At 71.9% G+C, this 21,931-nt stretch carries 16 protein-coding genes; 7 read left to right on the top strand and 9 right to left on the bottom strand.

All coding sequences use genetic code 11. The annotated features are described in order from the left end of the window. Positions 1-151: 151 nt before the first annotated feature. Positions 152-985 carry an SAM-dependent methyltransferase gene (locus ACIBF7_RS18520; protein ID WP_148030247.1) on the top strand — a complete coding sequence of 278 codons (834 nt, stop codon included), beginning with the start codon at positions 152-154 and terminating at the stop codon, positions 983-985. Between the two features lie 64 nt (positions 986-1,049). Here ACIBF7_RS18520 and ACIBF7_RS18515 read toward each other — a convergent pair whose 3' ends face one another. Further along, complete coding sequence (locus ACIBF7_RS18515; protein WP_148030248.1) at positions 1,050-1,868, bottom strand: DUF4253 domain-containing protein; 819 nt, start codon at positions 1,866-1,868, stop codon at positions 1,050-1,052. A 145-nt stretch (positions 1,869-2,013) separates the two neighbouring features. Here ACIBF7_RS18515 and ACIBF7_RS18510 point away from each other — a divergent pair, with 145 nt between their 5' ends. Beyond that, positions 2,014-2,598 carry an HAD-IA family hydrolase gene (locus ACIBF7_RS18510; RefSeq protein ID WP_222708871.1) on the top strand — a complete coding sequence of 195 codons (585 nt, stop codon included), beginning with the start codon at positions 2,014-2,016 and terminating at the stop codon, positions 2,596-2,598. Positions 2,599-2,645: 47 nt separating this feature from the next. Here the strand turns inward: ACIBF7_RS18510 and ACIBF7_RS18505 are convergent, their stop codons facing one another. Next, the gene (locus ACIBF7_RS18505) at positions 2,646-3,752 is read right to left on the bottom strand and encodes a TIGR03118 family protein (RefSeq protein WP_397197656.1); all 1,107 of its coding nucleotides are present in this window, start codon (positions 3,750-3,752) and stop codon (positions 2,646-2,648) included. Positions 3,753-3,861: 109 nt separating this feature from the next. On the opposite strand from ACIBF7_RS18505, the gene ppgK reads away from it, so the two are divergent. Further along, complete coding sequence (gene ppgK, locus ACIBF7_RS18500) at positions 3,862-4,596, top strand: polyphosphate--glucose phosphotransferase (protein WP_271275946.1); 735 nt, start codon at positions 3,862-3,864, stop codon at positions 4,594-4,596. 227 nt (positions 4,597-4,823) lie between these two features. After that, the gene (gene hrpA / locus ACIBF7_RS18495; RefSeq protein WP_271275945.1) at positions 4,824-8,717 is read left to right on the top strand and encodes an ATP-dependent RNA helicase HrpA; all 3,894 of its coding nucleotides are present in this window, start codon (positions 4,824-4,826) and stop codon (positions 8,715-8,717) included. Here hrpA and ACIBF7_RS18490 read toward each other — a convergent pair. Further along, positions 8,707-9,309 (bottom strand): Uma2 family endonuclease, encoded by a 603-nt coding sequence (locus ACIBF7_RS18490; protein WP_397197655.1) that lies wholly within the window; start codon positions 9,307-9,309, stop codon positions 8,707-8,709. The genes hrpA and ACIBF7_RS18490 overlap by 11 nt on opposite strands. A gap of 118 nt (positions 9,310-9,427) precedes the next feature. Between ACIBF7_RS18490 and ACIBF7_RS18485 the strand changes: the two genes are divergently transcribed. Continuing rightward, the gene (locus tag ACIBF7_RS18485) at positions 9,428-10,084 is read left to right on the top strand and encodes an HAD family hydrolase (protein ID WP_271275943.1); all 657 of its coding nucleotides are present in this window, start codon (positions 9,428-9,430) and stop codon (positions 10,082-10,084) included. Positions 10,085-10,272: 188 nt separating this feature from the next. Here ACIBF7_RS18485 and ACIBF7_RS18480 read toward each other — a convergent pair whose 3' ends face one another. The 5 genes from ACIBF7_RS18480 to ACIBF7_RS18460 all read right to left on the bottom strand — a co-directional run bounded on the left by ACIBF7_RS18480 (position 10,273) and on the right by ACIBF7_RS18460 (position 16,222). Continuing rightward, complete coding sequence (locus ACIBF7_RS18480; RefSeq protein WP_148030255.1) at positions 10,273-10,803, bottom strand: hemerythrin domain-containing protein; 531 nt, start codon at positions 10,801-10,803, stop codon at positions 10,273-10,275. 23 nt (positions 10,804-10,826) lie between these two features. Then, complete coding sequence (locus ACIBF7_RS18475; protein ID WP_364230089.1) at positions 10,827-12,521, bottom strand: gamma-glutamyltransferase; 1,695 nt, start codon at positions 12,519-12,521, stop codon at positions 10,827-10,829. 9 nt (positions 12,522-12,530) lie between these two features. Beyond that, the gene (locus ACIBF7_RS18470; RefSeq protein ID WP_397197654.1) at positions 12,531-13,781 is read right to left on the bottom strand and encodes an MFS transporter; all 1,251 of its coding nucleotides are present in this window, start codon (positions 13,779-13,781) and stop codon (positions 12,531-12,533) included. A 222-nt stretch (positions 13,782-14,003) separates the two neighbouring features. After that, positions 14,004-14,966: an imidazolonepropionase-like domain-containing protein gene (locus ACIBF7_RS18465; protein WP_364230087.1), complete on the bottom strand. Its 963-nt coding sequence runs from the start codon at positions 14,964-14,966 to the stop codon at positions 14,004-14,006. 104 nt (positions 14,967-15,070) lie between these two features. Continuing rightward, positions 15,071-16,222 carry a CdaR family transcriptional regulator gene (locus tag ACIBF7_RS18460; protein ID WP_148030258.1) on the bottom strand — a complete coding sequence of 384 codons (1,152 nt, stop codon included), beginning with the start codon at positions 16,220-16,222 and terminating at the stop codon, positions 15,071-15,073. 106 nt (positions 16,223-16,328) lie between these two features. Here ACIBF7_RS18460 and ACIBF7_RS18455 point away from each other — a divergent pair, with 106 nt between their 5' ends. Beyond that, a complete protein-coding gene (locus tag ACIBF7_RS18455) occupies positions 16,329-18,440 on the top strand; it encodes a M6 family metalloprotease domain-containing protein (RefSeq protein WP_364230085.1) in 2,112 nt (703 codons plus the stop codon). Positions 18,441-18,495: 55 nt separating this feature from the next. Further along, positions 18,496-21,024, top strand: a complete 2,529-nt coding sequence (locus ACIBF7_RS18450; RefSeq protein ID WP_364230083.1) for a tetratricopeptide repeat protein — start codon at positions 18,496-18,498, stop codon at positions 21,022-21,024. On the opposite strand, the gene ACIBF7_RS18445 is transcribed toward ACIBF7_RS18450, so the two are convergent. Then, positions 21,005-21,874, bottom strand: a complete 870-nt coding sequence (locus tag ACIBF7_RS18445) for a hypothetical protein (RefSeq protein ID WP_148030260.1) — start codon at positions 21,872-21,874, stop codon at positions 21,005-21,007. The genes ACIBF7_RS18450 and ACIBF7_RS18445 overlap by 20 nt on opposite strands. Positions 21,875-21,931 lie beyond the last annotated feature (57 nt).

Here is a 21,931-nt window from a genome sequence, read left to right as displayed (position 1 = left end):
ATAGAACGAAAGAGCATAAATCCCAAAAAATCTAGGGCTGGGTGCTTGGATAAAGGGATTTTTCCACCATTATGAATTTGGGCAACCGAGTGGGGTCAGCAACCGGAACTTTCCCAACAGAAAGTGGGCGAGGGGAAAGGGGCGACACCCAATGCGCCAGCGGGCTATCCGAAACCTGGCCAATCTCGACACTACCCATGCACGGGTTACCCGCATACTCGACGCGGCGACGGGAGGAAAGAACAACTTCAGAGCCGACAGGGAGGCGGTCAACCGCTACGACGTGGCCGCCGAGATCACCACTGCTGCCGCACAAGCCATTCTCGGGTATTTATCACGGGTCGTACGCCACCTGGCGCTGGAGGGCGTCGACCAGTTCCTGATCGTGGGCAGCGGGGTGCCGAGCGGCCTGCCACCGGGCCGCAGGCTGCACGACATCGCACGCGAGACGCCGCGCACGGCGTCCGCCCGGGTCGTGTACATCGAGAACGACCCGATGGTGCTGGCCAACGCGCAAGCCACCATCGAGCCGATCACCGATCTCGTGCGGGTGGTCGAGGGTGACATCCCGCAGATCGACGAGATCCTGGACGACCGTGTCGTGCGCACGTTCGTGGACTGGAACCGGCCCATGGCCTGGGTCGTGGTCTCGGGCCACAACGTGAGCGACGACGAGCAGGCCCGTCACGTCATCAAACGGCTGCGGGAGAACGCGCCGCGGGGCAGCTACCTGGCCCTGCTGCAGACCACGTTCGACGGCATCCCGCGGGAGTTGCTGCCGGCGATCAACGATCTGCTGGCGATGACGCTGCCGGGACACGCGGTCCGTACCCGCAAGGAGCTCGAAGCCCTGCTGGAAGGGCTGGAACTGCTGGAACCGGGGCTGGTGTGGGTCCCGGAGTGGCGGCCGGACGGCGACGACGACGCCTGCGCCGACCAGCCCGGCAGTTCGGGCAACTACGGGGCGGTGGCGCTGCTGCCATGATCCGCGGAACACCGCCGTCCGGGCCGAGGGCACCGCCCCGGCCCGGGGCGGCGGCGCCCGCGCGTCAGTCCCACCAGAAGGACCAGGCGTGCGAGCCGATCAGCTGCCCGGCGTACCCGTGCAGGTCGCCGGGACCCTGAAGCACGTTGTCAGGGCAGAACGTCCAGTGTTCGGCCGCCACGTGCAGCGCGTGCTCCTGATCGGCCGGAGGCGCGGCCACGCTGATCTCCAGCGTGTTGAACCCGACGCCGACCACCCGCGCCCCGAAGCGGTCCTCCCAGCTGCGCACCACGGCGGCCAGCGGCACCATCCACTCGTTGTGGTGCAGCGCGCCCTGCCACCCCATCGCGGCCAGCGCGTCGGCCCCTCTCTCCGCGGCCACGAGCCCCAGCGGCATGCCCTTGACCGCCAGCTCGTCCGCGTACCAGGCGGCCACCACGTCGGGATCGGCGACCGGCCGGCCCGCGGGCGCGAGCCCCGGGCAGATCGCCCCGTACGGCTCCAGCTCGGCCAGCGCGTCGGCCGGCATCTGCGCCACCCATTCCTCCCAGACCTCCGCCATGAAGCCCTCGGCGGTGAAGTGGTCGATCTGCACCGGATCGTCCGGCACCACCTGCCCCACCGACCACGGCTGGGCGGACTCGTCCAGCAGGACCGGCCACAGCCCGCTGCGCGGATGCTCCTCGCGGAAGCGCCGCCAGTCGTCGCCCGTCGCGGGCTCGTCGCTCATCCAGAACGCGGGCCTGACGGGCTCACCCTGGCCGGTGTAGCCCGGATCGGGCCAGATCACCTCGCCCTCGGGCAGCCCGGCCGACAGGCCGCGCCCCCTGCCGCCGTCGGCGAAGAGCCGGCACAGCTCGCCCGGCAGCCGATGATCGTTCATGCCCTACCATTCCGAGACGGAATCCTGCCTCCGAGATGGTAGTGCCGCCACTCGCTTCAGGACTTTTGTCCTGGGCGATCCCGTATCAACGAATCCCGCGCACCGTCATCGGCCGGGCTTCCGGCGTTCGGCCACAATGGGGGTCGTGACGACCTTCGACGCCATCCTGTGCGACCTCGACGGCGTGCTGCGCCAGTTCGACCATGCCGTCCAAGCCGACATCGAGGCCCGCTACGGGCTGCCGCTGGCGTCCACCGCCTTCGACCCGGCGCTCATCATGCCCGCGACGCTCGGCCACATCACCGAGGCGCAGTGGGCCGAGTCGATCGTCGTCGCGCTAGGCGGAGGAGAGCAGGCCGAGAAGGCGGTCGAGGAGTTCATGGCGGTGCCGTTCCGGGTGGACGAGGAGGTGCGGGCGCTGCTGGCGGCGGCGCGGGCGCGGATGCCCCTGGTGCTCGTCACCAACGCCATGGACACCCTGGAGGATCATCTCGAACGGCTGGAGCTGACGGCCTTCGCCGACGCCGTGGTCAGCAGCGCGCGGGTCGGCCTGGCCAAGCCCGACCGGCGCATCTACGAGCTCGCCGCCGACCTGGCCGGGGTCGCGCCCGGACGCTGCCTGTTCGTGGACGACCGGCTGGAGAACGTGGTGGCCGCCAGGGCGCTCGGCATGACCGGCGTGCACTTCCGGAGCGTCGCGGACCTCGCGGCCGTGCTGCCGCCGTCGTGACCCCCTTCCCGGCACGGCCCAGGTCCGCCGTGCCGGAAAGGCCGGGGTCAGTAGCCGCGGTACGGCGACTTCGACTGGTTCCCGCTGTCGGTGGTCGGCGTCGCCGCCGGCGTCGGGGCCTTCGTCCCGGCGGGCCTGATCATGCCGAGGAGCCCGTGCTTGCCGCCGTCCGAGCCGGCCGAGAACCAGAGCGTGTTCTCGCCGCCGATGGCGGCCGTGCCGGGCTCCAGGTCCCACAGTCCCGGCAGCGTGATCGGGCGGTTGTCCGCCGCGCGCAGGGCGCCCAGGTGGCGGTTGCCGCGGTAGGCGTGGATGGTGCCGTCGCCGAAGTTGCCGACCAGCAGCGTGCCCGCGTACCTGCCCATGCCGCGCGGCGCCTTGGTGATCGCCCACGGCGCGTTCAGGCCGACCCGGGCGATGCGGCCGGTCAGACGGCCGTTCAGGTCGAAGCGGCTGACGAAGCCCTTGCCGCTGCCGGCCACGGACTTGCCGGTCTCCGAGTCGCGCAGGGCGTAGGCGACCCAGACGTTCCCGTTCACGACCTCCACGTTGAACGGGTGGTAGTTGGCCGGGACCGTGCGGTCCCTGAACTGCGAGCGCGACAGCCTGATGCGCCGGAAGTCCTCGTCGAAGGCGTGCAGACGGCCGCCCGCGAAGTCCGCGGCGAGCAGGAACGCGCCGTCGTCGGTCTCGGCCATGGCCAGGCCCTTGTAGTCGGCGCCGCGGGTGAAGGCGCCGATGATCGCGTTCTTCGGGTCCACCTCGGCGTTCCAGCCGGTGATCGCGCCGCTGGGGCTGGAGAAGATGAAGGTGGCGGGCTTGCCCTTGACGGTGAAGCCCTCACCGCCGTTGAACACCTGCCCCGTCGGGGCGCCGCCGGGGATGGCGACCTCGGTCCGCTCCTTCTTGCCCTGGCCGGAGTAGACGGTGGCGGTTCCCGTCCCGGCGTTGGAGACCCACAGGGTCTTGCCCATGGCCAGCCCCCACGGGTTGACCAGATTGGGATCGGTGACGGCCGCCTTCCCGCGGACATCGGACACCAGGCCGACGACGTCGAACCGGTTCTGCTTCGGTGTGGTGGCCTGCGCGGGAATGGTGAGGGTGGCTGCCGTCGAGACGGCGACAGCGCAGGCCGTGATGATGCGTAACCGCATCCGTGCCTCCTTGTTAGCGCTTGTGACGCGAGATACGCGAGATCCGGGATTCCGGTTCAGTACGGTCTCGAAGCAGGTTTTCGCGCTGTCTGAAGGGGAGTGAAGGGGAATGGACGCGTTGGGCATCGACATCGGCGGCTCCGGGATCAAGGGCGCGCCCGTCGACGTGCGGGCCGGCGAGCTGACCGCGGAGCGGCTGCGCATCCCCACCCCGCACCCCGCCGAGCCGGGTGCCGTCGCGGACGCGGTGGCGCGGATCGTCCGGCACTTCGACTGGACGGGCCCGGTCGGCGTGACGTTCCCCGGGGTGGTCGTGGACGGCGTGGTGAGGACCGCGGTCAACCTGAAAGGCTCGTGGGCGGGCGTGCACGCGGGCGACCTGTTCGGGGGCGCGACCGTGCTCAACGACGCCGACGCCGCCGGCATGGCCGAGATGACGTACGGCAAGGGGCAGGGGCAGCCCGGCGTCGTGCTCATGCTGACGTTCGGCACCGGGATCGGCAGCGCGTTGTTCGCGGACGGCGTGCTCGTGCCCAACACCGAGCTGGGTCACCTGCAGTTGCACGGCACGGACGCCGAGCACCGGGCCTCCGACCGGGCGCGCGAGGAGCACGGCCTGGGCTGGCACAAGTGGGCAGAGCGGGTGGAGGAGTACCTCAGGCACGTCGAGATGCTGTTCACCCCCTCCCTGATCGTCATCGGCGGCGGCGTGAGCAAGAAGGCCGGCAAGTTCCTGCCGCACATCAGCCTCGACACGCCCGTCGTCCCGGCCGCCCTGCTGAACCAGGCGGGCATCATCGGCGCCGCCCGGGCGGCGGCCCAGGCCGGCGCGCACGCTGGGTGACGGACCGCCCACACCACGGGCCAAAACGTGACCATGACTCATGGCAACCGATCTCCGCTTAGGGGAGTCTCATCTATGACCGTGGTCGCCCACGATGCAACTCTGGGGAGAGTGGGCCGGTCGCGGGCGATCACGGTCAACGGAATTCGAGATGCGCGCGACGCGCCCGTCGGGCACGATGGGCCGTTGGCTCCCGGCACGCGGGGCCCGAATATCCTGAAAGCAGTATGGGAACTCCTGCGTTGTCCTCTCCGTCCTCCTCTCTCACAGAGCTTCAGGCCCGCCTGCCCGACCTGATGCCGCGCGACCAGCGGCGGCTGCGGCGCAGGCTCGACGGCGTGCGCCGGGTGCGCTCCCGCGAAGCGCGGGAGAAGATCGCCGCGGAGATCCTCGCCGACGTGGAACGTGCCGAGCGGCGCCTTCAGCGCCGCCGCGAGAGCGTGCCGGAGATCGGCTATCCGGAGGCGCTGCCCGTCTCCCAGCGCAGGGACGACATCCTCGAAGCCATCCGCGACAACCAGGTCGTCATCATCGCCGGTGAGACCGGGTCCGGCAAGACCACCCAGATCCCCAAGATCTGCCTGGAGCTGGGCCGGGGCGTGCGCGGCCTCATCGGCCACACCCAGCCGCGCCGCATCGCCGCCCGCACCGTCGCCGAGCGCGTCGCCGAGGAGCTCCACACCGAGCTGGGCGAGGTCGTCGGCTACAAGGTCCGCTTCACCGACCAGGCGAGCGACCGCACCCTCGTCAAGCTGATGACCGACGGCATCCTCCTCGCCGAGCTCCAGCACGACCGCATGCTGGAGCAGTACGACACGCTCATCATCGACGAGGCCCACGAGCGCAGCCTCAACATCGACTTCATCCTCGGCTACCTGAAGCAGCTGCTGCCCAAACGCCCCGACCTCAAGGTCATCATCACCAGCGCGACCATCGACCCCGAGCGGTTCTCGCGCCACTTCGGCGACGCGCCGATCATCGAGGTGTCCGGCCGCACCTACCCCGTAGAGGTCCGCTACCGCCCGCTGGGCGAGGACGACGACCAGACCCAGGGCATCGTCGAGGCCTGCCGCGAGCTGACCGGCGAGGGGCCCGGCGACATCCTCGTCTTCCTCAGCGGCGAGCGCGAGATCCGCGACGCCGCCGACGCCCTGGCCAAGGCCGACTTCCGCAACACCGAGATCCTGCCGCTCTACTCCCGGCTCAGCGCCGCCGAGCAGCACCGCGTCTTCCAGCGCCACACCGGCCGCCGCGTCGTCCTGGCCACCAACGTGGCCGAGACGTCGCTGACCGTGCCCGGCATCAAGTACGTCGTCGACCCCGGCTACGCCCGCCTCTCCCGCTACAGCCACCGCACCAAGGTGCAGCGCCTGCCCATCGAGGCGATCTCGCAGGCCAGCGCCAACCAGCGCAAGGGCCGCTGCGGCCGGACCTCCGACGGCGTCTGCGTCCGCCTCTACGAGGAGGACGACTTCCTCGCCAGGCCGGAGTTCACCGACCCGGAGATCCTGCGCACCAACCTGGCCTCGGTCATCCTCCAGATGACCTCGATCGGGCTGGGCGACATCGAGGCGTTCCCGTTCGTCGAGCCGCCCGACCGCCGCCAGGTCAAGGACGGCGTCAACCTGCTCCACGAGCTCGGCGCGTTCGACGCCCACGGCAAGCTCACCCCGATCGGCCGCAAGCTCGCCACCCTGCCCGTCGACCCCCGGCTCGGCCGCATGGTGCTGGAGGCGGAGAAGAACGGCTGCGTGCGCGAGGTCATGGTGATCGCCGCCGCGCTGTCCATCCAGGACCCGCGCGAGCGCCCCGCCGACAAGCAGCAGCAGGCCGACGAGAAGCACCGCCGCTTCGCCGACCCCGAGTCCGACTTCCTCACCTACCTCAACCTGTGGAACCACCTGCGCGACAAGCAGCAGGAGCTCTCCTCCAGCGCCTTCCGCCGCCTGTGCAAGTCCGAGTTCCTCAACTACCTGCGCGTACGCGAGTGGCAGGACATCTACAGCCAGATCCGCCAGTCGCTCGGCGCGCACCCCAACAGCAACCCGGCCGACCCCGAGCTGGTCCACAAGTCGCTCCTGGTCGGCCTGCTGTCGCACGTCGGCGTCAAGGACGTGATGGACCGCCAGCGCGCCTCCGACGGCCGCCGCCCCATCCAGGAGTACCTCGGCGCCCGCAACGCCCGCTTCGCCGTCTTCCCCGGCTCCGCGCTGGCCAAGAAGCAGCCCCAGTGGGTGATGTCCGCCGAGCTCGTGGAGACCTCCCGGCTGTGGGCCAGGGTCAACGCCAAGATCGAGCCCGACTGGGTGGAGCCGCTCGCGCAGCACCTCGTCAAGCGCACTTACTCGGAGCCCCACTGGGAGAAGAACCAGGGGGCGGTGATCGCGTACGAGAAGGTCACGCTGTACGGGGTGCCGCTCGTCGTCGGGCGCAAGGTCAACTACGGGCGCATCGATCCCGAGCTGTCACGCGAGCTGTTCATCCGCCACGCGCTCGTCGAGGGCGACTGGGACAGCCACCACAAGTTCCTCAAGGACAACCGGCGGCTGCTCGGCGAGGTCGAGGAGCTGGAGAACCGCGCCCGCCGCCGCGACATCCTCGTCGGCGACGAGGCCCTGTTCGACTTCTACGACCAGCGCCTGCCCGCCGACGTGGTCTCCGCCCGCCACTTCGACTCCTGGTGGAAGAAGGCCCGCGCCGACCAGCCCGACCTGCTCACCTTCTCGCCGGAGATGCTGGTCAACGAGGGCGCCGACGTCAGCGCCCGCGACTATCCCGACACCTGGCGGCAGCTCGGCCAGCGGATGAAGCTGACCTACCGGTTCGCGCCCGACCCGGACGATCAGCAGGGCGCCGACGGCGTCACCGTCCACGTGCCGCTGCACCTGCTCAACCAGGTGACCTCCGACGGCTTCGACTGGCAGATCCCCGGCCTGCGCGAGGAGCTCGTCACCGCGCTGATCAGGTCGCTGCCCAAGCAGCTGCGCCGCAACTTCGTGCCCGCCCCCGACTACGCCAGGCAGGTGCTGGCCAACGCCGAGCCGGGCGCCGAGCCGATGCTGGAGGCCGTCGAGCGCGAGCTGATGAGGCTGACCGGCGTGCGGGTGCCGCGCGACGCCTGGCAGCTCGACCAGGTTCCCGACCACCTGCGCATCACGTACCGGGTGATCGACGAGCGCCGGCGCGCCATCGCCGAGGACAAGGACCTCGCGGCGCTCAAGCGCCGCCTCGCCCCGCGCCTGCGCAAGACCCTCTCGGAGGCCGGCGACGGCCTCGAACGCACCGGGCTGCGCACGTGGAGCTTCGGCACCCTGCCCAAGGTGTTCGAGCAGGGCCGGATGAAGGGCTACCCGGCGCTGGCCGACGCCGGCGACTCGGTCTCGATCAAGATCTTCGAGACGGAGGCGGAGCAGCGCCGCTCCCACTGGGCCGGCACCCGCCGTCTGCTCCTGCTGAACGTCGCCAACCCCGCCAAGCCGCTGCTGTCGGGGCTGTCGAACCAAGCCAAGCTGGCCCTGTCACGCAGCCCGCACGGCGGCGCCGTGGCCCTCTTCGAGGACGTGGTCGACGCCGCGGCCGACAAGCTCATGCGCGACCTCGGCGGCCCCGTCTGGGACCCCGCCGCCTACGACCGCCTCTACCAGCACGTCCGCGCCGAGTTGTACGACACGGCGGCCGGCATCCTGGGCCGGGTGGAGCAGATCCTGACGGTGTGGCACGCCGCCGGGATCCAGCTCGACGCCATGCGCTCCAGCGCCTCCGCCGACGACGTCCGCGACCAGCTCGGCAGGCTCGTCTACCCGGGCTTCGTCACCGCCACCGGCCACGCCCGCCTGCCCGACGTGCTGCGCTACCTGCGCGCCGTCGACCGCCGGCTCACCAAGCTGCCGGAGGACCCGTGGCGTGACGAGGAGTGGATGGACCGCGTCCACAAGGTCGAGGACGACTACCACGACCTGCTGGAACGCCTGCCCCCTGGCCGGCGCGCGGACCCGGACGTGGCGGAGATCCGCTGGATGATCGAGGAACTGCGGGTCAGCTTCTTCGCCCAGACACTCGGCACCCCGACCCCGGTGTCGGAGAAGCGCATCGCCAAGGCGATGGACCGCCTCAGGCCTTGAAGATCGACGTGTCGAGCTCGAAGTCGATCGGCGCGGGCAGGCGCAGGGGCGTGCCGATGGGGACGGTGGCGCGGGCGAGATACCCGCTGTCGCCGATCTCGCTGTAGACGGTGACGGAGGGAGTCTTGGCGACGAGGTCGATCAGCAGGTAGATCGGGATGCCGCCCGTGGCGTAGAGGAGCGGCTTCTCCTCACGGTCCCTGATCGCGCTACCGGTCGAGACGACCTCGGCGACCATGATCAGCCCGGACGACCGCAGCTCGCGCTCGCCCCAGAGCGGGCAGTTGAGCGGTGCCAGCACGAAGTCCGGCTCCACAGGCTCACGTGGGCCTTCGACGCACACATCGACGTTTCCGACCCACGACTCCCATCCCCGCTCATCCATGAGAGGGGCCAGAGCTCGGTTGAGGCGCATGGCGGAGCGGCCATGGGCGGGGGTTCCGACAGGGCTCACGATGAGGTTTCCTTCGATGACGTCGGCCCGGAAACCGGGGAGTTCGGGGAGTGCGTCGAACAGCTCTCGCGCGGTCTCCGGCATCCGCTTCTCGCTGGTGGGGGCGAGCTTCGCGTACTCGTCGTGCCGGATCGCCATGGCAACCATCAGATCTGTCCCTCCGTACTCGAACGGGCACGCTCAGTATTCCACGAATCTGGGCGTCGGGGCGGGCTCGTACAGTGGAGGGAAAATTCCAGATGACGGATGGGTTTTGATGATCAAGGCTGTGGTGCTGGACGTCGGCGAGACCGTGATCGACGAGACGCGGATCTGGTCGCGGTGGGCCGACCGGCTCGGGGTGCCGAGGTTCGTGCTGATGGGCGTCCTCGGCGGGATGGCCGCGCTGGACCAGTCCTTCAGCGAGGGGTTCGAGCTGGTGCGGCCCGGGTTCGACGTCGAGGCCGAGATCGCGGCCTGGGAGCGCGACGAGCCTGACAGCCTGCGCAACCACTTCGACGCCGACGACCTCTACCCCGACGTGCGCGAGGCGCTCGGCGGGCTGCGGGAGGCGGGCTACCAGGTGATCCTGGCGGGCAACCAGCCGGTGCGGGCCTACGACGCGCTGGTCGCGATGGAGCTGCCCGTCGACTCGGTGCACACCTCCGACGGGTGGGGGGTGTCCAAGCCGGCGCCCGGGTTCTTCGCCAAGGTGGCCGCGGTCGCCGGGCGCGAGCCGGGGGAGATCCTCTACGTGGGGGACCGGCTCGACAACGACGTGCGCCCCGCCGCCGCGGCCGGGATGCGGACCGCCCTGCTGCGCCGCGGCCCGTGGGGCTACCTGCACGCGGCGCGGCCGGAGGCGCGCGAGGCCGCCGACGTGATCGCCGACGACCTGCACGCGCTGCTCCCGGCGCTGCGCCGCCTGGCCTGACCCGCCTTGCCGGTCGGGTTCAAGACGTGGTCCGCCTGGCCTGACCCGCCTTGCCGGTCGGGTTCAAGACGTGGTCCGCCTGGCCTGACCCGCCTTGCCGGTCGGGTTCAAGACGTGGTCCGCCTGGCCTGACCCGCCTTGCCGGTCGGGTTCAAGACGTGGTCCGCCTGACCCGCCCCGCCGGCGGGTTAGGTGGTCTTGCGTACGGCTTCCTGCAGTTCTTCCTTGTCCATCTGGGAACGGCCGGGGATGTCCGCCTTCTGGGCCTGCTCGTACAGTTCGGCCTTGGTGGCGCCGCCGGCCGTCAGGGCCCGCAGCTCCTCGTCCCGGCGCTCCTCGAAGGCCTTGCCGAGCTCCCGCAGCCGCTTCTCGCCGGCCTGCTCGGCCAGTTGCGGGAGCAGTTCGCCCTCTTCCTCCTCGACGTGGTGGTTGACGGACTCGACGAGCTTGTCCAGCGTCCGGCGGAACTCGGGGGTGCCGGGCCGGGACCGCACCAGCTCGTCGAGGAGCACCTCGGCCTCCTTGTGCTCCTCCAGGCCGTGGTGCGCGTCGAGGTCCGGGTAGACCCGGTCCTCCTCGGCGCGGGCGTGCGCGATGAGCAGGGCGTGCAACTCGGTCACGGCCGCCTTGGGGTCGCCCTCCTCCTTCTTGAGCCGCTCGAAGAGCGCCTCGACCTTGCGGTGGTCATTCGTGATCAGGGTGATGACGTCGGTTGCCATGACGTCCGTGGCTACCCCTTCCCTCACCGCCCAATCGCCGCGCCGGTCAGCGCGCGCGGGTCCGTCGCACCGGCCAGCATCCCGTCCGGCAGGACGTCGATGAGGTGCGCGTGGCCGAACGCGCCGCCGGGCACCGGGGACACCCGATGGCCGAGCGCGGCCAGCCCGTCGCGCCAGCCGGTGCCGTCCTCCAGTTCCACCACCGCCCCCTCGGCGCGGCGCCAGGTGTCGAAGCCGGTGCCGCTGCCGAACCGCCAGCGCGGCGCCGCTATCGCCTCTCCCGGGCTCTGCCCGTACCGCAGCAGCCTGGTGATGATCTGGAGCAGGATCTGCGGCTGCGCGTCGCCGCCCATCGTGCCCGCGACCGAGCGGAGCGAGCCGTCGGGGCGGGTGATGAGCGCGGGCGTGAGCGTGTGCGGCGGCCGCCGCCCGGGGCCGTACTCGGCGGGGTGGCCCGGCTCCAGCGAGAAGCCGATGCCGCGGTTGTGCAGGTTGATGCCGGTACGGGGTTCGAACAGGAAGCTGCCGAAACCGGAGGCGTTCGACTGGATGAGGGAGACGGCGAGCCCGTCGCCGTCCACCGCGCAGAGGTACGTGGTGTCGCCGTCGGCGGCGGGCACCTTGAGGTCCCCGCGACCGGTCAGCGCCCGGCGGCGCTCGATCTCGGCGGGGGAGAGCAGGCCGGTGGCGTGCTCGTGCAGCAGCGCGTCGCGGTCGTGCGCGGCGGCGCGGGCGGACCGGGCCAGCGCGTGCGCCCAGGCGGCGTGCGCGGTCGAGGGCGGCAGCTCCAGCCCGTCCAGGATGCCCAGCGAGAGCAGCAGCAGGTAACCCTGGGAGTTGGGCGGGGCGGACCACACGTCGTGGCCGAACGCGCGCACCCGCAGGGGTTCCACCCAGTCGGCGTTGTCCCGCTCCAGGTCGGCCCGCGTGTACTCGCCTGACCCCAGCTCCAGCAGTCCCTCGCCGAACTCGCCCAGATAGAACCCGGCGCGCCCGCCTTCGGCCACCGCCTCCAGCGCGCGGGCCACGCCCGGCCTGCGGACCCGGTCCCCGGCGGCCCGGATCTCGGCGAGGTCGCCGGCGTCCGGCCGGTCCGCGATCTCCCGCGCCATCGGCGCCAGCAGCGGCGAGGCCGGGAAACCGTCGCGGGCCAGCCGTACGGCGGGCGCGAACACGTCGGCCAGCGGGAGCCGGCCGTACCGGGCGTGCAGCGCGAGCCAGCCGTCCACGCAGCCGGGCACCGGCACGGACCTGACGTCCAGCCGGTGCGGCATCCGCCGGTGCCCCTCCGCACGCAACCGCCCGGCGTCCGCACCGCTCCCGGCCCTGCCGGACGCGTTGAGCGCGTGAACCGGCCCGCGGTCCGCACCGGTCCCGGCCCTGCCGGACAGGTTGAGCGCGTGAACCGGCCCGCCGTCCGCACCGCCCCCGGACCTGCCGGACGCGTTGGGCGCGTGGACCGGCCCGCCGTCCGTCGGGTGGCCGTCTCGTACGGGACCAGGGCGCGGGCCGGATAACGCGGGGCCGTCGTGGACGAGGGCGAAGAGGTCGCCGCCGAGCCCGCACATGTGCGGGGAGGTGACGGCGAGCACGGCGTTGGCGGCGATGGCGGCGTCGGCGGCGGAACCGCCGCGGTCGAGCGCCGTCACCCCGGCGGCGGACGCGAGATGGTCGATGCTGCATACCATCCCAGAGGGGGCGTATCGGGTGTTTCGCACCCGTCGAGACTAGGCGTTCTCCATCGCCACACGCGCCGGAGCCGGGCCGGTGGCGGTCTTCCTGAACCGCGCCAGCGCGGCCGCCGCCAGCAGCGTCGCGACGACGCAGGAGACGCCGCCCACCTGCAGCGCCAGCCGGGGGCCGAAGGAGTCGCTCAGCCAGCCCAGCACCGGCCCGCCCAGCGCGCCCGACGCGGCGCCGGCCATGCCCAGCGCGGCCAGCACCCGCCCGCGCATGGCGTCCGGGCTGTCGAGCTGCGCCCGCGCCGAGACCGTGGTGTCGACCAGGATGGCGCCGGCCGCGATGGGCAGCATGAAGGCGGCGAAGGCGGCCAGCGACGGCATCAGGCCGCTCAGCGCCTGCAGCACGCTGATGGCGAACGCGGAGATCAGCAGCAGCCGGATCGTCAGCCGAGGCCGCGAGGCGGCGAGGAACCCGCCCACGACGGTCCCGGCGGCGAACACCGTGGACAGCAGCCCGTACCCGCCCGCGCCCGCTGCCAGCGGGCCCGCGCTCATCGCCGCCATGGTCACCTGGTAGTTGCGGCCCAGACTGCCCAGCACGATCGACAGCGCGAGCAGGACGAGCAGCCACGGGGTGCGCGCCACGTACCGCAGCCCCGCGAGCACCGCCCCTGGCCGGTGCTCCTCGGCGGCCAGCTCGTGGAACTCCGACGACCGCATGCGCATCACCGCGACGATCACCGCGAAGAACGTGAGCGCGTTCGCCGCGAACAGCACGGCGTTCCCGGTGATGGGCAGCATCATCCCGGCCACCGACATGCCGAGGATGCGCCCGGCCGAGTTGATGATCGAGCCGAGCGCCATCGCGTTCGGCAGGTCCTCCCGGGGCACCACCTCCGCCCCGAACCGGCCGAGCGCCGGCCCGCCCAGGGCCGACACCACCCCGCCGGCCAGCGCCACCGCGTAGATCGGCAGCGGCGACCGCACCCCGGTCAGCGCGATCACGGCCAGCACGGCGGCGAGCGCGGCCTGCGCGAGCTGGGCGGCGACCACGACGGGGCGGGTCGGCAGCCGGTCCGCCAGCGCCCCTCCCCACATGCCGAGCAGCAGCGTGGGCAGCGCCTGCATGACCAGGCTGAGCCCCACGCTGGTGGCCGAGCCGGTGATCGTGAGGACGAGCCAGTTCACGCCCAGCACCTGCATCCAGGTGCCGGTGATGGAGACGAGGTCCGCCCCTGCCCACAACCTGTAGTTGTGATGACGCAGGGCACGGAAAGTAGAGGCGGTGAGCGACAAGACTTGTCCCGGATTTGACGGTGCGGCCGAGGGGGGAACACGCCGCTCCGAAAGCTGGATTCCGGAATGACCGAAATGTGTGCTATTTCACCCCGTGGAAAGGTTTAGCCCTGCTGCATCAGGACCTGCCCGGCGGGGAACCGCTTCTCGGCGCCGAGCCCGAGCAGCGCCTGCGCTCCGGGTAGGGCAGGTAGGCATAGTGGTAATCCGTGGCCTGGCTGGTCAGGCAGGGTACACGCGGCCGCTGATGATCGTGGCCAGGCAGGCGGGGCCGTGCATCAGGGCGGAGTACGGATAGCGCCCGCGGGCCTCGAACACCGCGAAGCTGGCCCGGCCGCCGTGATGCAGGCGGCCGAGGCCGCCGGGCCCGCCCGCCATGCCGAGGGCCCTGGCGCCGCCGAGCGTGGCGGCCTCCACCAGCGCGCGGTCCAGCCCGCGCGGACGCAGCCCCAGCTCCCGCACCCGCGCCCGGACGGCCGCCGCGCACGCCAGCACGTCCCCGTGCGCCGGCGCGGTGCCGATGGCGAGCGGGATGCCCTCCTCGACCAGCGCCGGCCACTCGTCGACGCCCGGCCCGGGGCGCAGCGCCACCGTCGTGCCCCGCAGCTTGAGCAGCTTGCGCTCGCCCGGGTCCAGCGGCCGGGCGCACGCCGCGTGGCAGTGCGGCCCGAGCACGCCCGCCTCGTCCAGCCCGGCGAGGGAATGGCGGTCCAGGTCGACCAGCAGCCGCAGGCCGAACGTCCTGGCCAGCAGGGCCACGTCCTCCAGCACGTGCGGGTCGCGCGTGTGCGGGGCGATGCCGACGGGCCGGTCCATCTCGCGGATGGCCGTGATGAGCGCGTCGCGCCGGCTCTCCTCCCACTCCCGCTCCGACTCGCAGGTCACGGGCACGTACGCGACGCTCGCGGCCGGCCCTGGAGCGGCGGCGGGGTCGCCCAGCTCGGCCGCGCGGGCCACCACCCCCGGCCCGGGGGCGCCGCCCGACGCGTACGCGTCCACCAGCCCGGCGACGATCGTCCCGCGCCAGTGGTGCTCCTCGGTGACGCGGTAGCGGCCCAGCAGCTCGTCGCGCGGCCCGACGCGCAGCACCCGCTCGCCACGCACGGCGACGGCTCCGTTCCTGATCGGCTCGGTGGCGATGGGCAGGACCAGCGTCGCGGAATGGAGGACCACGGGTCTGGACACACGGGGGTTCAGAGCCGGACGCGCGCGCTTCACGACCCCCATCGATACTCCCGTGGCAAATATCCCTTTTATGCATTAAACGTGAGCGCGCGTGCACACCGCAATCATCCGATCCCGTCACGCGGCCGGTAGCGGCCTGACAGACGGGCCAGCTTGAGGCTCAGGTGCAGCGCCAGCCGCTCTCCGCCGTCCTTCAGGTCGGTACGGGCCAGCTCCTCGACGCGCCGCAGCCGGTAGTACAGCGAGGTCCGGTGCAGCCGCAGCGCACGCGAGGTGGCGACGGCGCTGCCCGCCAGGTCCAGATAGGTCTCCAGCGTCTCCAGCAGCGGCAGGTGCTGCGTGTCGCCCAGCAGGGGCTCCAGCCCGGGATGCAGCTCGGAGTCGGGCAGCCGGGTGAGCATCCGGTAGACGCCCAGCCGCTCCCACAGCGCGGAACGGCCGAGGCCCGGCACCCGCGCGGCCACGTCCGCCGCGTGCCGCGCCTCGGCGTAGGACCCGGCCGCCTCGGCCAGCGCCGGCCTCGGGCGGCCGATGCCGACCACGACCGGCACCGACATGGCCGCGTGCACCTCGTCGGCGGCGATCGGCGGGCCGGCCACGAGCAGCGCCGCGTGGTCGTAGCGGACCAGATGCAGCGGGTGGTGCCCGCTCAGCCGCCGCCGCAGCGCCAGCAGCCCCTGCTCCAGCGCCAGGCGCAGCGCGTCGTCCGGCTCGCCCGCCGGCGGTCTGGCCACCAGCACGGTCACCGGCTGCGCCTGCGGGAACGCGCCCGCCTCGATGAGCTGGAGCGCCGCCTCCCGCTCGCCCATGAGCAGCCCGCTGACCGCCTCCAGTTCCCGGTGCGAGGCCAGGCCGGTGGCCAGGCTCTCGTGGAACAGCGCCAGGGCCAGCGCCGGAGCGGCCGCGGCGGCCTCGGCCACCTGAGGGCCCGACATGGCCGGCGCCGTGTCGATGAACCACAGGAATCCCAGCAGCGCCGCCTCGTGCCGTACCGGGACGCACCACCGCGGCAGCAGCCCGAGCTGCGGCGCGCCCGGCGTGCGCAGCGGGTCCTGCGCGTCGTGCACCCCCGCGGCGCGCAGGAACTGGCGGACCTCCGGCGTGGTGCGGCGGCGCAGGATGGAGTCGCGGCGGATGTCGTCCATGGCGCCGTTCTGCTCGCTGTAGGCGATGACCCGCTGCAGCCGGTCCTCCAGCAGGAGCGGGCGGCCGAGCCGGGCCGCGAGGTCGTCGACGATCCGCTGAAGATCCGCCACGGGCGCCCCTTGATCAGGACTTTTCATCATTTGTTGGAAGCGCTGCTACAGGTCTTCCCTACAACTGAACGGTGATCTCGGTCAATATGCTCTATACCGTCGAGCCGTGATTGTCCCGAAGAAACTGCTGGGAGCCGTGCTGTCAGCCATCGTGCTGATCCCGGTGAGCCTGATGGCGACTCCCGCTTCCGCAGCACCCCCCGCAGACGACCCCGAGCATCCCTGGCGGCTCGACCACTGGCCCCAGACCCAGCCCTGGCAGCGTGACGCGCCCGCGGAGAACCCCAGCGCCCTGCGCGGCCGGCCTTCGGCGGGCTTCGAGCCGATCGACCCGCAGAACTGGGAGAACCCGGACCACATGACGTGGGCCGACTACAAGAAGATCCCCGGCACCAACTGGAACGACCCCTCCGCCGAGGGCTCCGTGCGCACCTTCAAGGGCGCGCTGGTGCTGCTGGACTACCCCAACCAGCCGTTCGTGGTCACCCAGCCCCAGGGCTCGACCATCTTCGGCAACCCCAGCGCCCAGGCCCACGACGTGCCCCGCGACCAGGTCGCCAAGTTCTACCAGGACTTCCTCAACACCCCGAACGACCTCAACAAGGGCCACACCATCCACGAGTACTGGATGGAGGACTCCGGCGGGCGTTACGGCGTCGATCTGACCGGGTTCGGCCCGTACACGATGCCCGGCAAGGACCACGAGTACGCGCTGGAGTACCAGCGGGACGCCTGCCCCGCCGGCGACACCTGCAACCGCAACCTGCGCACCGACGGCAACGCCGCCTGGCTCGCCGACGTCGGCCAGGAGGTGGCCGACCAGTTCGACTTCGTCTTCTACGTGAGCGCCGGCCAGGACGAGTCGTCCACCTGGCAGGAGTTCGGCATGATGAAGTTCCCCACGAAGGAGGACGTGCCCGACGCGTGGGGCCCCGAGAACGACCCCGCCCTGCCCAACTGGTCCAGGACCCGCTACGTCGAGTGGACCTCCTGGCAGGCGGGCTCCACGTTCTGGCCCAACGCCCGCTTCGGCATCGACTCGGTGCAGGCCGAGAGCTCGGGCATGGCGGTCTACGCCCACGAGCTGAGCCACATCATGGGCATCGCCGACAACTACAACAACCCGTACGGGGTGCCGCCGCGGCGCGCGTACACCGGCATCTGGGAGATGCTCAGCCGGGGCAGCTTCAACGGGCCCGGCGGCCCGCACTCCCGCTGGCTGATCCCGCCCACCGCGGGCGCGTCCATGGGCGCGCAGCACATGCTCCGCAACAAGATCAAGCTGGAGATGGTGGACGAGCGGAACGTGCTGCGCCTGTCCCGTGAGGCGCTGGACGAGTCCGGCCTCGTCACGGCCAAGGTGACCGCCCGCGCCGTCCAGCCGGGCGACAAGGGCCTGTCCGGGATCAACATCGCCTTCGACACCGGTGACAAGAGCCCCGCCTGCGACCCCGGCACCGACCCGATGTGCGACGGCGGCGGCTACGACAACTACACGGTCGAGGTCGTCGACCGGATGGGCAGCGACTCGTTCACCCCCGACTCCGGCGTGCTCCTGGCCAAGACCAAGAACGCCGACCGGGCACCGTTCGAGTGGGTGATCGACGCCAACCCGCAGGACATCGGCATGACCGACTACGTGATGCCCGACGGCACCGAGGTGCCGATCACGATCGGCGACTACCGTCAGCTGTCCGACGCGCTCTTCCACGCCGGCACCGACTCCGGCAGCGAGTACGAGTACGTCGACGAGGCCAACCGGCTGCACTTCTACATCACCGACGTGCACCGCGACCGCAAGGGCATCCTGTCCTACACCGTGGCGATCCGCTCCCTCGACGGCGCGGGCCCGCAGCGGCGCGGCGTGCGGCTGCTGCCCGGCGCCGGCGTCCCGTCCGGCAAGAACCTGTCCACCTGCAGATTCCCGCTGTTCAACACCGGCAGGTCGGCCCCCGCCCAGGGGCAGCACCCCGAGGACGTCAGCGCCTACCTGAAGTCCGACGTCTACCGCCTCACCGCGGAGGTCTCGGGCAAGGGCTGGACCGCTCAGACGCCCAACGCGCTGGCCACCGTCGAGTTCGGCGGGCACGACACCGTGACCGTCAACGCCGTCCGCGGCTCCGGCGGCGACCGGCTGGCCCGGGTCAAGCTCACCGCCACCTCGGAGAGCGACCCGGCCAAGTCCGCGACCGCCACGTGTCTCGTGGTGGGCGTCTGAATGAACGATGGGGTACGGCTGGCGCGAGCCGTGCCCCATCGGTTTGAATCCGATCATGACAGGTGACCTGCCTGACAAACCGCGACCGCGGCGGTTAAGAAAGATCGGGGTGGCCGCGCCGGTCGCCGCGGGCTTCGCCGCCGCCGCGGCCAGCATCTTCGCGGCCGCCCTGGAGTGGGAGATCCCGCCGGTGGCCAAGGTGGGCGTCACGGCGGCGGCCGCCCTCCTGGTGGGCGTGGCCACCTGGGCCACCACCGAGGTGCGGCCCCGCCGCGTGACACCGGCCGAGCCCGCCTCCAGGGCGCCCGAGCAGTGGCCGCCCGTGCCGGAGCACTTCACCGGCCGCGCCGACGCGCTGGCCGAGCTGCGCGAGGTGTTCGCCGCCCGCAGGAAGGCCGCGGCCCCCGCACCGGCGCTGGTGGTCTCCGTGTACGGCAGGGGCGGCGTCGGCAAGTCATCCCTGATCACCCGGTTCGGCCAGGAGGTCGCCGGATCGTTCCCCGACGGCCGCCTCTACGCCGACCTGCGCGGCGGCGTCGACTCCCCGGTACGGCCCGAGGAGGTGCTGATCGGATTCCTGCGCGCGCTCGGGGTCCGGCTGGCCATCGACCCCGGCGGGCTGGAGGAGCTGCGCAAACTCTGGCTGACCTGGACCAAGGACCGCAGGATCCTCATCGGCCTGGACAACGCGCACAGCGCCGATCAGGTCAAGGCGCTGATCCCGGCCGAACGCGGCTGCGCCGTGCTGGTCACCTCCCGCCAGCCGCTGTTCCTCGGCGGCACCCACGACACCCGGCTCGGCCCGTTCAGCGAGGCGCACGGCGTCGAACTGCTGGCCAGGCTGGCCGGCGGCGAGCGGGTCTTCGAGGACCTGGAGTCCGCCAAGGAGATCGTGCGGCTCTGCGACTACCTGCCGCTGGCCATCGGTATCTGCGGCGGCCGCCTGGCCACCCGCGAGCAGTGGACGCTGCGGCAGATGGCCGACCGGCTGGCCGACGAGCGCCGCCGCCTGGACCAGCTGGAGCTGGCGCCCACGGTGGACAAGAGCGTGCGGGCCTCGGTGCAGCTCAGCTACGACGACTGCACCGGCATGCAGCGGCGGCTGCTGCGGCTGCTCAGCGCCCTCAGCTCGGCGCCCGACGTGCCCGGCTGGGTGGCGGGCGAGCTGCTCGACATCTCCACCCTGGACGGCGCCGACCAGCTGGAGGCGCTGATCGACGCCCAGCTCGCCGAGTGCTCCGGCACCGACCTGACCGGCTCGATGCGCTACCGGCTGCACGACCTGGTCGCCCTGTTCGCCGCCGAGCCGGCGGGCGACGACGACCCGGCCAGGCGCGGCGACGCCGTCGAGCGCGTCCTGCACGGCTACCGCCGCCGCGCCGAGGAGGCGGCGCAGAACCGCTGGCCGCAGGACTGGAGCAAGGGCGGCCGCCGCTCCACCGCCGAAGGCCAGATCCACGCGGGCGACTGGCTGAACGCCGAGCGGCTCACGTTCATGGCGATGATCGGCATCGCCAGGCGGCTGGAGCTGTGGGAGCTGACGTGGGGGCTGTCGCGGGCGTTCTGCTCGCTGTGCCACTCGCTGCGCGCCTACTGGGCCGACTGGGCGGAGGCCGCCGACATCGGCTGCGAGGCCGCCGAACGGGCCGGCGACCGGCGCGCGCGGGCCATCGCCGCGCTGGACCGCGCCGCCGTCTGGGGCGGGCAGGGCGGCCAGGAGCGCGGCCGGGCGGACGCCGAGCAGGCGCTGGAGGCGTTCACCGAACTGGGCGAGACGTGGTGGGCGGCCAGGGCGCTGCGCACCATCGGCATGACGCTGTTCAGCGACGGCCACCTCGACCGGGCCCAGGAGTTCCTGGTCGCCGCCATCACCGCGTTCAAGGGCGTCGAGGACTTCTGGTGGATGGCGCGTACGCAACGCAACCTCGCCGAGATGCGGCTGGCGGAACGGCGCCCCGAGGAGGCCAGGGAGCTGCTGGAGGACGCGCTGGAGGTGTTCGAGCGCGAGGGCAACCGCTACTCCGAGGCGCAGACGCTGCGCGTGTACGGCGAGGTGCTCGCCGCCCAGGCCCGCGGCCTGCACCGGGCGGGAGACCAGCGGGCGGCCGTCGAGACCTTCACCAAGGCCGGCTACAGCCTGGACCGGGCGGCCGAGATGTTCCGGCGGCGCGGCGAGCTGTGGGAGGAGGCCCGCTGCCTGCGCGCCGCCGGCGAGGTCGGCGACCCGTCCAGCGGCCTGCGCGAGCTGGAGGTGGCCCGCCGGGCGGGGGAGATCCTGGAGGCGCTCGGCGACTCCTGGGGCGTCGCCCGCTCGGCCCTGTCGGTCGGCCGGGTGCTCGGCAGGCTGCGCCGCGTGGCGGAGGCCGAGCGCGAGCTGCGCCGCGCCGTCGACGCCTTCGAACGGCTGGGCGACCGCTGGTGGATGGCGCGCGGCCTGCAGTACATCGGCGAGGCGCACCTGGACGCGGGCGCCGGGAGCGCCGCCGGGCCGCCGCTGCGCCAGGCCAGGGACATCTACCGCAGCCTGGGCAACGAGGCCGGCGTGCGCCGCACGCTGGAGCTGCTCAAGGCCGCGGAGGCCTGAGCAGCTCGCCCGCCGCCTGCCTGGCCTGGTGGATGCTCTCCTCGAACAGCTTGCGCGCGTGCGCGGCCTGGTCGGTCAGCTCCCGCAGGTGCGCGCGCGCCATGTCGTCGCGCACCGTGTCGGCGATCAGCTCCTGGTAGTCGGGCGTGCGCGCGGCCAGCGCCTCCAGCCGCCGGTGCGCGTGGAACACCCGGTCGGCCTTCACCACCTGCTTGGCGTACTGCTCCAGGTTGCGCACCCGCTTCGACAACGACGTCCAGGCCGCGTCCAGCGCGGTGCTGTACGGCTTGAACGCGTCCTTCAACCCTGTGGGCAGCTCGCGGGGGACCAGCTTGCCGTGCTCGGCGTGCATGGCCGACAGCTTGCGCAGCCGTTGCGCGATCTGCCAGACCTCCTCCGGCAGCGTCACCCGGTTGTCGATGGTGTCGATCAGCCCTTCCCTGTGCACCTGCGACCCGAGGATCGCCTCGGCCGCCCGCTGGGCGCGCCGCAGCAGCACCTGGCAGGGGTAGTCGAGGTCCTCGGGGAGGATGTAGTAGTTGGCGTACTCGTAGGCCAGGGCGAGCCTGCGGCGGGTCGCCCTGTTGTACGACCCGACGGAGAGCCAGCGGATCAGTCCGAAGAGGCCGGCGCCGACGGCCGCCGTGATGACCGCGCCGGTCCCCGTCACCATCCACAGCAGCAACAGGAAACCGGGCAGGACGAACAGCCAGGTGAGGTTGCGAGGTGCCATCCGCCAGCCGGACCTGGCCAGTCTGAGCACGTGCGGGCTCGACCGGAGCTCGACGGAGACGTCCGGGGGCAGCGATGGATCGATCACCAGCCGAGGGGGCAGAGCACGTGGATCCATACGTTCATGCTGCGTTATGAACCGCGAATCCGCTCATGTTTGCAAGACATATAGGGT

Source organism: Nonomuraea sp. NPDC050478, assembly GCF_044458265.1.
Lineage (GTDB): Bacteria > Actinomycetota > Actinomycetes > Streptosporangiales > Streptosporangiaceae > Nonomuraea > Nonomuraea ferruginea.
Note: the sequence above shows the minus strand (reverse complement) of the source record. Positions and strands in the feature narration are given on the sequence as shown.